Raw genomic sequence first — 12,312 nt, forward strand, 5'->3', positions numbered from 1 at the left:
CTGAAACCCGATTGTGGGAGACGGCCGGGCGGCGCTCCGCTTGCTGGCGATAGCGGTATGCCAAACGACGAAACTGTCGACTGTCGGATTGCAATCGCCAGCAAGCCGGCTCCCACAGAGAGAATGGCGCGGTCAGTAGAGAGCGGCGAACAGCTTGCGCCGGTAGGTGGTCACCAGTGGATGGTCGTTGCCCAGCAGGTCGAACACCTGCAACAGGGTCTTGTGTGGCAGGCCTTCGCTGTAGCTACGGTTGCGGATGAACAGCTTGAGCAGGGCATCCAGCGCCGCCTCGTACTGCTGGCGGGCCAGTTGCTGGATCGCCAACTGGTAGATCGCCTCATCGTCCTGGGCATTCTGCGCCAGGCGGGCCTTGAGATCGGCGGCATCCGGCAGGTCGGCAGCCTGGCGCAGGAAGGTCAGTTGCGCCTTGGCACCGGCCAGCGCGGCCTTGTGCTCATCACCCTTGACCGCGTCCAGCACGGTCTGGGCTTCACCCAGCTCACCGCGCTCGGCGAGGCAGCGGGCGTAGAGGATCAGCGCCTTGGCATTGCTGTTGTCTTCACCCAGCAGGGCGACGAGGGTGGCTTCGGCGTCGGCGACGCGGCCCTCGCTGAACAGTGCCTGGGCCTGCTCGAACGGGTCGGCAGCAGCCGGCGGTGGCATCTGCACATGGGGTTCGAGCATCGCGCGTACGGCCGACTCCGGCTGGGCGCCGGCGAAACCATCCACCGGTTGGCCGTCCTTGAACAGCACCACGGTCGGCAGGCTGCGGATACCGAAGCGGGCGACGATGTCCTGTTCGGCATCGCAATCGACCTTGGCCAGCAGCAACTCGCCCTGATAGCTCTCGGCGATCTGCTGCAGCATCGGCATCAGCGCCTTGCAGGGCGCACACCATTCCGCCCAGAAGTCCACCAGCACCGGCTTGTGGAAAGAGTTCTGAATCACCGCCTGGTCGAAGTTCAGGGCGGTGGCATCGAAGATGTAGGGCGTGTCCTGGGTCATCGGGAGTCTCGAAGAACGGGGTATCGCGCAACTATAAGGCTTGCACGGGTTGGCTGAAAGCGGGGCATACAGGCGTCGGCTGGATGGGCCTTGTCTCTGGCCGGGTGCACTCAGGGGCGGCTGGCGTGATAAAGACTGACCTGGCGAAACTCCTCCGGCTCCATCAGGTCCGGCAGCGTCAACGCCTGGAGGATTTCCAGGCGCTTGTACAGCGGATGGCGGAAATCCCGAACCCGCGAGTCGGCCACCAGCGCCTCCCGGCCGCGGCTGAGAAAGTGGTCCAGCAGCGGCAGGTTCTCCCGGTCGTACAGCACATCGGCGACCAGGATCAGGTCGAAGCGATCGCCCTCGGCAAAAAAGTCTTCGCTGTAGCTCAGTTCGACCTCATTGAGTGCGGCATTTGCCCGGCAGGCGGCCAGGGCCAGTGGATCAAGGTCGCAAGCCACGACCTCCATTGCCCCGGCCCGGGCCGCGGCAATGGCAGCGATGCCGGAGCCAGCGCCGAAATCCAGCACGCGCTTGCCCGCGACCCATTGTGGTCGCTCGGCCAGGTAGCGGGCCATCGCCAGGCCGCTGGCCCAGCAGAAGCTCCAGTAGGGCGGCTCGTGGAGGATGCGCCGGGTTTCTTCCGAGGTGAACGCGCGGTCCATGTTCTCGGCGTCGATCAACCACAGCTTGAGATCGGTTTCTGGCAGCGCGCAGGCCGTCAGCCGGGCATCGCCGAGCAGCGCGGCGAGGGCGCGCTGCAGGTCGAGCGGGACGTTCATGGTGCGCTGACGAATTGCAGCTGGCCCATGGCCTGGGTGGTCGGCTGGCTCACCGTCACCGAAGGCAGGTGCAGGATCAATTGTCCGGACTGGCTGGCCCGTCCGCGCAACTCGACGCGGCCACCTGCCGGAAACACCTCCGGGTTGAAGCGCAGGCGGAATGGCAATGCCTGGCCGGTGCCGTTGATCTTGCTGCTGGCGAGCAACTGCTGTGGCCGGCCGCGCTCGTCGATCACCAGCAGGGCCAGTTCGACCTCGGCATTGGCCGGCACGCCGAGCAGGGAACCGCTCAGTTCGCGCTGGTGGGCGGGCAGCGGGCCGAGTTGTTCATATTCACTGAGGGGCTTCTTCACCTGTTGTTGCGGCGGTGGCGTCGGCACGGGCTTGGGTGCGCTGCTGCAAGCGAGCAGCAGGCCGGCGAGGCTGAGCAAAACAAGCGGTCGTACTGACATCTACAGCTCCAACTGAGGCGAAAATCGACGGTCCCGATGGGATAACGTTAGTCCGCCGACTGTATACCGCAAACCCTATGGCTTGTCTTGCCACGGAGATGCGCTACCATGGCCCTCCCCATTTTTTGTTGCCTGCCACCATGCACTGTCCCTTCTGCGGTGCCAACGACACCAAAGTCATCGACTCGCGTCTGGTCGCCGAGGGCGAGCAGGTGCGCCGCCGGCGCGAATGCGTGGCTTGCGGTGAGCGTTTCACCACCTTCGAAACCGCCGAACTGGTTTTGCCACGCCTGATCAAGCAGGACGGCAGCCGCCAACCCTTCGACGAAGAAAAACTGCGCGCCGGCATGCAGCGGGCCCTGGAAAAGCGCCCGGTGAGTGTCGAGCGCCTGGAAGCCGCGTTGGCCCATATCAAGCACAAGTTGCGGGCCACCGGCGAACGCGAGGTCAAGTCGCTGGTCGTCGGCGAAATGGTGATGACCGAGTTGCAGAAACTCGATGAAGTCGCCTACATCCGCTTCGCTTCGGTCTATCGCCGCTTCCAGGACCTCGACGAGTTCCGCGAGGAAATCGATCGCCTTGCCCGGGAGCCCGCCAAGGAATGAGCCTTCCAGCCGAACAGGCGGTTCTCGACGCCCACTACATGGCCCGTGCGCTGGAACTGGCCCGCAAGGGACGCTACTCGACCCACCCCAACCCTCGGGTTGGCTGTGTCATCGTCCGCGACGGCGTGGTGGTCGGCGAAGGTTGGCATGTGCGGGCCGGCGAGCCCCATGCCGAAGTCCATGCCTTGCGTGAAGCGGGCGAGCTTGCCCGTGGCGCGACCGCCTACGTGACCCTGGAACCGTGCAGCCACTTCGGCCGCACGCCGCCCTGCGCCGAGGCGCTGGTCAAGGCGGGTGTAGGGCGGGTGGTGGCAGCCATGCAGGACCCGAATCCCCAGGTTGCCGGAAACGGCCTAAAGCGCTTGGCCGACGCCGGCATCGCCGTGCACAGCGGCGTGCTCGAAGGTGAGGCGAGGGCGATCAACCGTGGCTTCCTCAAACGCATGGAACATGGCCTGCCGTTCGTGCGGGTCAAGCTGGCGATGAGCCTGGACGGTCGCACGGCGATGGCCAGTGGCGAAAGCCAATGGATCACCGGCCCGGCCGCACGCTCCGCCGTGCAGCGCCTGCGCGCCGAGTCCAGCGTGGTGCTCACCGGTGCCGATACCGTACTGGCCGACAGCGCCCGGTTGACCGTACGTCCCGCCGAATTGGGCCTGGGCACCGAACTGACGGCCCTGGCCGAGAGCCGGCCACCGCTGCGCGTGCTGATCGATGGCCGCCTGCGGGTACCGTTGAATGCAGCCTTTTTCCAGGCCGGTCCGGCGTTGGTGGTGACCTGCGCCAGCACGGCCACTGCCGAGTACCAGGCCGCCGGCCACGAAGTCCTGAGCCTGCCTGGCAGCGACGGCCAGGTCGACCTGGCGCAGTTGCTCAAGCAACTGGCCACCCGCGGCGTCAATGAGCTGCTGGTCGAAGCCGGTCCGCGCCTGGCGGGAGCCTTTGCCCGCCAGGGGTTGGTGGACGAGTACCAGATCTTTGTCGCCGGCAAGTTCCTCGGTTCCACGGCGCGTCCTTTGCTCGACTGGCCGCTGGAGCGGATGAGCGAGGCGCCACGGCTGAAAATCACAGAAATGCGCGCGGTCGGCGATGACTGGCGAGTCACCGCAATACCTGACCCGGCACCCGGCGTATAATTCGCGGCCAGCGCCAGGCGCTGGCTCGTCTTCGAGGAGTACTTCATGTTTACCGGCATCATCGAATCCATCGGCAGCATCCGTGCGCTGAGCCCGAAAGGCGGCGACGTACGTGTTTATGTAGAAACCGGCAAGCTCGACCTGGGCGACGTCAAGCTCGGCGACAGCATCGCGGTCAACGGCGTCTGCCTGACAGCCGTCGAACTCCCGGGCGACGGGTTCTGGGCCGACGTCAGCCGCGAAACCCTGGACTGCACCGCCTTCAACGACCTCAAGGCCGGCAGCCGGGTCAACCTGGAGAAGGCCCTGACGCCGACCACCCGCCTGGGCGGTCACCTGGTCAGTGGCCACGTCGACGGTGTCGGCGAGATCGTCTCCCGCGAGGAAAACGCCCGGGCCATCCAGTTCCGTGTGCGCGCACCCAAGGAACTGGCCAAGTACATCGCCCACAAGGGCTCGATCACCGTCGACGGCACCAGCCTGACGGTCAACGCGGTGCATGGCGCCGAGTTCGAACTGACCATCGTCCCGCACACCCTGGTCGAAACCATCATGGCCGACTACCGCCCAGGTCGCCGGGTCAACCTCGAGGTCGACCTGCTGGCCCGCTACCTGGAGCGCCTGCTCCTGGGCGAGAAGGCGGCGGAGCCGACCAGCGGCGGCATCACCGAAAGTTTCCTGGCCGCCAACGGCTACCTCAAATCCTGACGCAAGGGGGTGCCGCGTGGCGCTCAACACGATTGAAGAACTGGTCGAAGACATTCGCCAGGGCAAGATGGTCATCCTCATGGATGACGAAGACCGCGAGAACGAAGGCGACCTGATCATGGCCGCCGAGTGCTGCAAGGCCGAACACATCAACTTCATGGCCAAGCACGCCCGCGGCCTGATCTGCATGCCGATGAGCCGCGAGCGCTGCGAGCTGCTCAAGCTGCCGCTGATGGCCCCGCGCAACGGTTCTGGTTTCGGCACCAAGTTCACCGTGTCCATCGAGGCCACCGAAGGCGTCACCACCGGCATCTCCGCTGCTGACCGCGCACGTACCGTGCAGGCTGCGGCCGCCAAGGACGCCAAGGCCGAAGACATCGTCAGCCCCGGTCACATCTTCCCGCTGATGGCCCAGCCTGGCGGTACCCTGGCCCGTGCCGGCCACACCGAAGCCGCCTGCGACCTGGCGCGCATGGCCGGTTTCGAGCCGAGTGGGGTGATCTGCGAAGTGATGAACGACGACGGCACCATGTCCCGTCGTGCCGAGCTGGAAGCCTTCGCCGCCGAGCACAATATCAAGATCGGCACCATCGCCGACCTGATCCACTATCGGATGATCCACGAGAGTACCGTTCAGCGGATTGCCGAGCAGCCGCTCGACAGCGAACTGGGCCAGTTCACCCTGGTGACCTATCGTGATTCGGTAGAGGGCGACGTACACATGGCCCTGACCCTGGGCAAGGTCTGCGCCGAAGAGCCGACCCTGGTGCGTGTCCACAACATGGACCCGCTGCGCGACCTGCTGATGGTCAAGCAGCCCGGACGCTGGAGCCTGCGCGCGGCGATGGCGGCGGTGGCCGAGGCCGGCAGTGGCGTGGTGCTGTTGCTTGGTCACCCGCTGGATGGTGACGTGCTGCTGGCGCATATCCGCGAGACGGTCGAGCATGCGCCGGTGAAAAAACAGACCACCTACAGCATCGTCGGGGCCGGTTCGCAGATCCTGCGCGACCTGGGCGTACGTAAAATGCGCCTGATGAGTGCGCCGATGAAGTTCAACGCGATATCCGGTTTCGACCTGGAAGTAGTAGAATACGTGCCCTCCGAATAAAAGGCCGGCTGGTTTCGACCTTGATTCGCGGTACACATATCCCTGAGGGGCGCGTAACAGACGCGTCCCGGCTCTTTAAGAGAATTGTCGAATGACCCTGAAGACCATCGAAGGTACCTTCATCGCCCCCAAAGGCCGCTATGCCCTGGTGGTCGGCCGTTTCAACAGCTTCGTCGTCGAAAGCCTGGTCAGCGGCGCCGTTGACGCCCTGGTTCGCCACGGTGTGAGCGAAAGCGACATCACCATCATTCGTGCGCCGGGTGCGTTCGAGATCCCGCTGGTGGCCCAGAAGGTTGCGCAGCGTAGCGAATACGCGGCGATCATCGCCCTGGGCGCGGTCATTCGTGGCGGCACCCCGCACTTCGAATACGTGGCAGGCGAGTGCACCAAGGGCTTGGCCCAGGTGTCCATGGAGTTCGGCGTGCCGGTTTCCTTCGGCGTCCTGACCGTCGACTCGATCGAGCAGGCCATCGAACGTTCCGGCACCAAGGCCGGTAACAAAGGTGCCGAAGCCGCCCTGTCCGCCCTGGAAATGGTCAGTCTGCTGGCGCAGTTGGAGGCCAAGTGATTTACGACGACAGCGATCGTTTCAACCCGCGCGAGCCACGCCCTGAGGGTGCCGGCAAGCCGTCCAAGAGTGCCAAGCGTCGCGAAGCCCGTCAGCTCGCGACCCAGGCGCTCTACCAATGGCACATGGCCAAGCAATCGCTGAACGAAATCGAAGCGCAGTTCCGTGTCGACAACGATTTCAGCGATGTCGACGGTGCGTACTTCCGGGAAATCCTCCACGGCGTTCCACAGTTCAAGAACGAGATCGACAACGCACTCAAGCCGTGCCTGGACATCGAGATCGAAGAACTGGACCCGGTCGAGTTGTCGGTGCTGCGCCTGTCCACCTGGGAACTGCTCAAGCGTGTCGACGTTCCCTACCGCGTGGTGATCAACGAAGGCATCGAGCTGGCGAAGGTCTACGGCTCCACCGACGGTCACAAGTTCGTCAACGGTGTGCTCGACAAGCTGGCACCGAACCTGCGCGAAGCTGAAGTGAAGGCTTTCAAGCGCTGACCGGCGCTTGCTCTTCCCATGGGTGAGTTCGAGCTGATCCGCAATTTCTTTGCCGCCGCGCCCTGTGCGCAGGCCGGCGAAGGTGTTGCACTGGGTATCGGCGACGACTGTGCCCTGCTCGATGTCCCCGTCGGGGAGCAACTGGCCGTTTCTACCGACACCCTGGTGGCCGGTGTGCATTTCGCCGACCCCTGCGATCCGTTTCTGCTCGGACAGCGTGCGCTGGCCGTGGCTGCCAGTGACCTGGCCGCCATGGGCGCGACGCCCGTCGCTTTCACCCTGGCCCTGACCTTGCCGCACAACGAAGTCGACTGGCTGCAGGCGTTTGCCTGCGGGCTCGACCAGATGGCCCGGCACTGCGCCTTGCGCCTGGTCGGCGGCGATACCACCCGCGGTCCCCTGAGCCTGACGCTGACGGTGTTCGGCCGGGTGTCCCGTGGGCAGGCGCTGACCCGTAGTGGCGCGCGAGTGGGTGACCTGCTGTGTGTCGGCGGTAATCTGGGCAATGCTGCCGGTGCCTTGCCGCTGGTGCTGGGCCAGCGCACAGCCGAGCCGGTGTTGGCCGAACCGTTGCTGGCGCATTACTGGTCGCCCCGGCCACAGTTCGCCTTGGGCCTGGCCTTGCGTGGCAAGGCAACGGCGGCGTTGGATATTTCCGATGGCCTGCTGGCCGATTGTGGGCATATTGCTGCAGCATCCGGGGTACGTTTGTTGGTCGAACGTGAAAAACTGCCGTTGTCTCCGGCATTGCTGGGCTTTCTCGGCCAGGCGTCAGCCTGGGAAGCGGCGCTCGGTGGCGGTGACGACTATGTCCTGGCATTCACCCTGCCACCGGCCGAGTTGCCCGCACTGTTGCTCGCCCATGACGCGGTCCGGGTGGTCGGTCAGGTGGTCGCCGGACAGGGCGTTGCCTTGCTGGACGCCGATGGTCAGGACATCACCCCGCGAATCCGCGGGTATCAACATTTTCCGGAGACGCCGTGACAGATCATCCCAAGCAGGTTCCCGCTGAGTTCGTGCCACCGTCGGTGTGGCGCAATCCCTGGCATTTCCTGGCTTTCGGCTTCGGCTCCGGGACCTTGCCCAAGGCGCCTGGCACCTGGGGTTCGCTGGTTGCGCTACCCTTCATACCGTTGTGGCAGATGTTGCCGGACTGGGGGTACTGGCTGATGCTCGGCATCACCATGCTGTTTGGCTTCTGGCTTTGCGGCAAGGTCGCCGACGACCTGCGGGTGCATGATCACGAGGGCATCGTCTGGGACGAGATGGTCGGCATGTGGATCACCCTGTGGCTGGTGCCGCAAGGCTGGTACTGGCTGTTGGCGGGGTTCCTGGTTTTCCGCTTCTTCGACATCCTCAAGCCCTGGCCGATCCGCTGGATCGACCGGCATGTGCATGGCGGTGTCGGGATCATGCTCGACGACGTGCTGGCCGGGGTCTTTGCCTGGCTGGCCATGCAGGGGCTGGTGCATCTCTTCGCCTGAGGGATTGGGTATGGCCGGTTTTCGCTTGTGGAGCTTGCTCCTGCTGCTGTTGCTCAGTCCGTTGGCCGGGGCAACGGAGGTCGCTGGCGTGCCGGCGCAGATCCGCCTGGTCAGCGAAGAGTGGGTCGACTACACCAACGCCGATGGCAGCGGGCTGGCCTGGGATGTCTTGCGAGCGGTGTTCGAGCCGCGTGGTGTAAAACTCGAGATTCGCAGCGAACCCTATGTGCGTTCGATCGGCCTGGTGGAGCGGGGCGAAGCGGATGCCTGGGTGGGTTCCTACAGCAAGGAAATCAGCGGCGTCCTGTATCCGCGCTGGAACTACGACACCGATCATATCTATGCCGTGGGCCTGGCCAGCAAACCGGCTCCCGACCTGGGCAAGCTCGGCAGTTATCGCCTTGCCTGGGTGCGTGGCTACAAGTACCAGAAATACCTGCCCAACGTGCATGACTTCAACGAGATACAGCGTCGCGACGGGATCCTGTCGATGCTGCAGCATGGTCGGGTGGACTACTACCTCGACGCGCTGAGCGAAGTCGATTTTGTTCTCGGGCAGGCAGAGGACCCCAGGGTGTTCAGCCGCACTCATCTGGCGGAGTTGCCGCTCTACCTAGGCTTCGCCAATAACGAACGGGGCCGGGCCTTGCTGGCCTTGTATGACCAACGGATGAGCGAGCTGGTCAAGGATGGACGGCTGCGCAAGATATTCGAGTACTGGAAGCAGCCCTATCCGTTCGAGAGCGGGAAGTTTCCCGCCGTAACCGATCAAACTTATTGATAGTTATCATGGATAAAACGGCCTAAGCGTCTGTAGGAACCTCCTGTTACAATGCGGCAACCGCGAATTTCCAGCCTTCATACTGATCAGGAGCACAGGGTGCCTGTCGTTTTTGTCGCTGCCTCCAAATTGCCTACCCCTTTCGCGACATTCACCATGAACGGTTTTCTCGAAGAGGCCACCGGTCGTGAACACGTCGTGCTGACGCTCGGGGATGTGGCCGATGGTGCACCGGTGCTTGGCCGCGTGCATTCCGAATGCCTGACCGGCGATGCCTTGTTCAGCCAGCGTTGTGATTGTGGTTCGCAGCTCGAAGCCGCCCTGCAGGCGATTGCCCGCGAGGGGCGTGGCGTGTTGCTGTACCTGCGCCAGGAAGGCCGGGGTATCGGCCTGATGAACAAGATCCGCGCCTACGAGTTGCAGGACGGTGGCGCTGACACGGTCGAAGCCAACGAGCGCCTCGGCTTTGCCGCCGACCAGCGTGACTACGCGATCTGCCGGCCCATGCTCGAACACCTGGGCATCCAGTCCCTGCGGCTGATGACCAACAACCCGCGCAAGGTCAAGGCGCTGACCGACATGGGCATCACCGTGGCCGAGCGGGTGCCGCTGCACACCGGGCACAACCCGCACAACAAACTCTACCTGGCCACCAAGGCCGGCAAGCTCGGCCACATGATGGGCAACGAGCACCAGAGCGAGGCCGACCCGGCGTGACCCGTGGCCAGGTGAAGCGCCGACTGGCGGTGGGCTGGTACAAGCAGTTGCTGCTCAGTGTCCTGCCGCTGTTCGTGGCCAGTTGGGCCTTTGGCCAGACGGAGCCGGTGCTGCCGGTGCTGGCAATGCCGTTGTTCATTGCCGGTATCGCGTCGATGTTTCTCACCCTGCGTTTCTTCGGTGGCTACAAGCATGCGTTGATCGCCACCGAGAAGGCCCTGGATACCCCGCAGGAGCCGGCGGCCTGGATCGCGTTGGCCAATGTCCGGCGCAAGGCGCTGGTGATCGCGGCCCTGCCGACCTGGATCGGCATCCTGGCGGTGTTCGTTGGCCTGGAGGCGGTACCGCTGTTCCTGCTGGTGCTATCCACGGTGGTGCTGTTCTACCTCTACCGTATTCCGCGTCAACTCGGCTGATGTGACATCGGCGGGCGTGCCGGAGAAGGGGCCGCCCGCTATTTCATTGACCTACAGCCCGAGCAGCTTCATCCGCTCTGTCACCGACGCCTCGATCCCCGCCACATCCAGGCCGCACTCGGCCAGCATCTGCGCCGGCTTCGCATGCTCGACGTATACATCCGGCAGGCCCAGGTGCAGGATCGGCTTGAGCAGGTTGTCCTGCGCGAGGAACTCGCTGACCGCCGCACCGGCGCCACCCATGATGGCGTTTTCCTCGATGGTCACCAGCAACTCGTGGCTACCGGCAATCTCGCGGACCAGGGCTTCGTCCAGCGGCTTGACGAAGCGCATGTCGACCACGGTCGCATCCAGCTTCTCGGCCACCACCAGCGCCTCCGCCAGTTGTACGCCGAACACCAGCAGGGCGACCTTGCTGCCCTGGCGACGGACAACGCCCTTGCCGATCTCGATTGGCTCCAGGTCTTTCTCGATGGTCGCGTTCGGCCCGCTGCCGCGTGGGTAGCGCACCGCGGCGGGGCCGTTGTACCGGTGGCCAGTGCTGAGCATCTTGCGCAGTTCGTTCTCGTCGCTCGGGGTCATCACCAGCATGCCGGGGATGCAGCGCAGGTACGACAGGTCGAAGCTGCCAGCGTGGGTCGGGCCGTCTTCGCCGACCAGGCCGGCACGGTCGATGGCGAACAGCACGTCGAGGTTCTGCACCGCCACGTCATGCACCAGTTGGTCATAACCGCGCTGCAGGAACGTCGAGTAGATCGCCACCACCGGCTTGGCGCCTTCGCAGGCCATGCCGGCGGCGAAGGTCACCGCGTGCTGCTCGGCGATCGCCACGTCGAAGTAGCGCAGCGGGAAACGCTCGCTGAAGGCCACCAGATCGGAGCCTTCCTTCATCGCCGGGGTGATGCCCACCAACCGTGGGTCGGCGGCGGCCATGTCGCACAGCCATTCGCCGAACACGGCGGAATACTTCGGCCCGCTCGGCTTCTTCGGCGCAGCGGCGGGAGCGTCCAGGGGTTCGAGCTTGGTGATCGCGTGGTAGCCGATCGGGTCGACTTCCGCCGGGGCAAAGCCCTTGCCCTTTTTGGTCACCACGTGCAGGAACTGTGGACCCTTGAGGTCGCGCATGTTGCGCAGGGTGGCGATCAGGGTCGGCAGGTCGTGGCCGTCGATCGGGCCGATGTAGTTCCAGCCCAGCTCTTCGAACAAGGTGCCGGGTACCAGCATGCCCTTGGCGTATTCTTCGGTACGGCGGGCGATTTCCCAGGCGCCAGGCAGACGCGACAGCACTTTCTTGCTGCCTTCGCGCATGCTCGCGTAGGTGCGGCTGGAGAGAATCTTCGCCAGGTAGTTCGACAGCCCGCCGACGTTGCGCGAGATCGACATGTCGTTGTCGTTGAGGATCACCAGCATGTTGGCGTCGACTTCCGGCGCGTGGTTCAGCGCCTCGAAGGCCATGCCTGCGGTCAGGGCGCCGTCGCCGATCACCGCGATCGCCTTGCGGTCGCTGTTCTGCAGGCGGGCGGCGATGGCCATGCCGAGGGCGGCACTGATGGACGTGCTGGAGTGACCGACGCCAAAGGTGTCGTACTCGCTCTCCGAGCGGCGCGGAAAGGCGGCCAGGCCGTCCTTCTGGCGCAGGCTGAGCATGCGCTCGCGACGCCCGGTGAGGATCTTGTGTGGATAGGCCTGGTGCCCCACGTCCCACACCAGCCGGTCGTCCGGGGTGTCGAAGACGTAGTGCAGCGCGATGGTCAGCTCGATGACGCCAAGACCGGCACCGAAGTGCCCGCCGGTCTGGCCGACCGAATAGAGCAGCTCCAGGCGCAGTTCATCGGCCAGGGTTTCCAGCTCGGCTTCACCTAACCGGCGCAGACCTGCCGGCGTGTCGGCACGGTCCAGCAGGGGCGTGGTCGGGCGCTTGCGGGGAATCTCATGGAACGTCGTGGGCATCAGGCGAATCGTTATAGGTATGAAGACGCGCCAGTTTACCTTATGGAGCGCACGCTGCCCACGCGATGTCGCATCAGCGGATCAGATGCTGGCCTTTCGGTTGTGCGAAAAGCCAGCG

15 protein-coding genes are annotated in these 12,312 nt (G+C 64.6%); 11 read left to right on the forward strand and 4 right to left on the reverse strand.

The window, feature by feature from the left end:
- Nucleotides 1-132: 132 nt before the first annotated feature.
- From trxA to AC6I6U_RS07050, 3 genes are all read right to left on the reverse strand, one after another.
- Entirely contained in the window at nucleotides 133-1,005 is an 873-nt protein-coding gene (gene trxA / locus AC6I6U_RS07040) for a thioredoxin (protein WP_497881270.1), read from the reverse strand.
- A gap of 110 nt (nucleotides 1,006-1,115) precedes the next feature.
- Nucleotides 1,116-1,772, reverse strand: coding sequence for a 50S ribosomal protein L11 methyltransferase (locus AC6I6U_RS07045; RefSeq protein WP_497881271.1), 657 nt, complete (start codon nucleotides 1,770-1,772; stop codon nucleotides 1,116-1,118).
- Complete coding sequence (locus AC6I6U_RS07050) at nucleotides 1,769-2,224, reverse strand: hypothetical protein (protein ID WP_497881272.1); 456 nt, start codon at nucleotides 2,222-2,224, stop codon at nucleotides 1,769-1,771. Before AC6I6U_RS07050 ends, AC6I6U_RS07045 begins: the two co-directional genes overlap by 4 nt.
- 140 nt (nucleotides 2,225-2,364) lie before the next feature.
- Between AC6I6U_RS07050 and nrdR the strand changes: the two genes are divergently transcribed.
- The 11 genes from nrdR (at nucleotide 2,365) to AC6I6U_RS07105 (ending at nucleotide 10,244) form a co-directional block, all read left to right on the forward strand.
- Complete coding sequence (nrdR, locus tag AC6I6U_RS07055) at nucleotides 2,365-2,829, forward strand: transcriptional regulator NrdR (protein ID WP_026144921.1); 465 nt, start codon at nucleotides 2,365-2,367, stop codon at nucleotides 2,827-2,829.
- Nucleotides 2,826-3,965: a bifunctional diaminohydroxyphosphoribosylaminopyrimidine deaminase/5-amino-6-(5-phosphoribosylamino)uracil reductase RibD gene (gene ribD, locus AC6I6U_RS07060; protein WP_497881273.1), complete on the forward strand. Its 1,140-nt coding sequence runs from the start codon at nucleotides 2,826-2,828 to the stop codon at nucleotides 3,963-3,965. Before nrdR ends, ribD begins: the two co-directional genes overlap by 4 nt.
- 45 nt (nucleotides 3,966-4,010) lie before the next feature.
- Entirely contained in the window at nucleotides 4,011-4,673 is a 663-nt protein-coding gene (locus tag AC6I6U_RS07065) for a riboflavin synthase (RefSeq protein ID WP_497881274.1), read from the forward strand.
- 16 nt (nucleotides 4,674-4,689) lie between these two features.
- Entirely contained in the window at nucleotides 4,690-5,781 is a 1,092-nt protein-coding gene (gene ribBA / locus AC6I6U_RS07070; RefSeq protein WP_497881275.1) for a bifunctional 3,4-dihydroxy-2-butanone-4-phosphate synthase/GTP cyclohydrolase II, read from the forward strand.
- A 91-nt stretch (nucleotides 5,782-5,872) separates the two neighbouring features.
- A complete protein-coding gene (ribH, locus tag AC6I6U_RS07075; RefSeq protein ID WP_108096324.1) occupies nucleotides 5,873-6,349 on the forward strand; it encodes a 6,7-dimethyl-8-ribityllumazine synthase in 477 nt (158 codons plus the stop codon).
- Nucleotides 6,346-6,846 carry a transcription antitermination factor NusB gene (nusB, locus tag AC6I6U_RS07080; protein ID WP_497881276.1) on the forward strand — a complete coding sequence of 167 codons (501 nt, stop codon included), beginning with the start codon at nucleotides 6,346-6,348 and terminating at the stop codon, nucleotides 6,844-6,846. The genes ribH and nusB overlap by 4 nt, the downstream gene beginning before the upstream one ends.
- An 18-nt stretch (nucleotides 6,847-6,864) precedes the next feature.
- Complete coding sequence (gene thiL, locus AC6I6U_RS07085) at nucleotides 6,865-7,830, forward strand: thiamine-phosphate kinase (RefSeq protein ID WP_497881277.1); 966 nt, start codon at nucleotides 6,865-6,867, stop codon at nucleotides 7,828-7,830.
- Complete coding sequence (locus tag AC6I6U_RS07090) at nucleotides 7,827-8,330, forward strand: phosphatidylglycerophosphatase A family protein (protein WP_497881278.1); 504 nt, start codon at nucleotides 7,827-7,829, stop codon at nucleotides 8,328-8,330. Before thiL ends, AC6I6U_RS07090 begins: the two co-directional genes overlap by 4 nt.
- Nucleotides 8,331-8,340: 10 nt before the next feature.
- Nucleotides 8,341-9,111 carry a substrate-binding periplasmic protein gene (locus AC6I6U_RS07095; RefSeq protein ID WP_497881279.1) on the forward strand — a complete coding sequence of 257 codons (771 nt, stop codon included), beginning with the start codon at nucleotides 8,341-8,343 and terminating at the stop codon, nucleotides 9,109-9,111.
- Between the two features lie 99 nt (nucleotides 9,112-9,210).
- Nucleotides 9,211-9,828 carry a GTP cyclohydrolase II gene (gene ribA, locus AC6I6U_RS07100; RefSeq protein WP_497881280.1) on the forward strand — a complete coding sequence of 206 codons (618 nt, stop codon included), beginning with the start codon at nucleotides 9,211-9,213 and terminating at the stop codon, nucleotides 9,826-9,828.
- Complete coding sequence (locus tag AC6I6U_RS07105; protein ID WP_497881281.1) at nucleotides 9,825-10,244, forward strand: MFS transporter; 420 nt, start codon at nucleotides 9,825-9,827, stop codon at nucleotides 10,242-10,244. Before ribA ends, AC6I6U_RS07105 begins: the two co-directional genes overlap by 4 nt.
- A 51-nt stretch (nucleotides 10,245-10,295) precedes the next feature.
- Here AC6I6U_RS07105 and dxs read toward each other — a convergent pair whose 3' ends face one another.
- Nucleotides 10,296-12,194, reverse strand: a complete 1,899-nt coding sequence (gene dxs, locus AC6I6U_RS07110; RefSeq protein WP_497881282.1) for a 1-deoxy-D-xylulose-5-phosphate synthase — start codon at nucleotides 12,192-12,194, stop codon at nucleotides 10,296-10,298.
- Nucleotides 12,195-12,312 lie beyond the last annotated feature (118 nt).

Source organism: Pseudomonas sp. UTLPPB19802 (assembly GCF_059730225.1).

Coding starts and splice junctions, on each gene's coding strand:
- dxs (WP_497881282.1), bottom strand. CDS start 12,194: ATGCCCACGACGTTCCATGAGATTCCCCGCAAGCGCCCGACCACGCCC.
- AC6I6U_RS07045 (WP_497881271.1), bottom strand. CDS start 1,772: ATGAACGTCCCGCTCGACCTGCAGCGCGCCCTCGCCGCGCTGCTCGGC.
- ribD (WP_497881273.1), top strand. CDS start 2,826: ATGAGCCTTCCAGCCGAACAGGCGGTTCTCGACGCCCACTACATGGCC.
- AC6I6U_RS07065 (WP_497881274.1), top strand. CDS start 4,011: ATGTTTACCGGCATCATCGAATCCATCGGCAGCATCCGTGCGCTGAGC.
- nrdR (WP_026144921.1), top strand. CDS start 2,365: ATGCACTGTCCCTTCTGCGGTGCCAACGACACCAAAGTCATCGACTCG.
- thiL (WP_497881277.1), top strand. CDS start 6,865: ATGGGTGAGTTCGAGCTGATCCGCAATTTCTTTGCCGCCGCGCCCTGT.
- ribH (WP_108096324.1), top strand. CDS start 5,873: ATGACCCTGAAGACCATCGAAGGTACCTTCATCGCCCCCAAAGGCCGC.
- AC6I6U_RS07095 (WP_497881279.1), top strand. CDS start 8,341: ATGGCCGGTTTTCGCTTGTGGAGCTTGCTCCTGCTGCTGTTGCTCAGT.
- AC6I6U_RS07050 (WP_497881272.1), bottom strand. CDS start 2,224: ATGTCAGTACGACCGCTTGTTTTGCTCAGCCTCGCCGGCCTGCTGCTC.
- trxA (WP_497881270.1), bottom strand. CDS start 1,005: ATGACCCAGGACACGCCCTACATCTTCGATGCCACCGCCCTGAACTTC.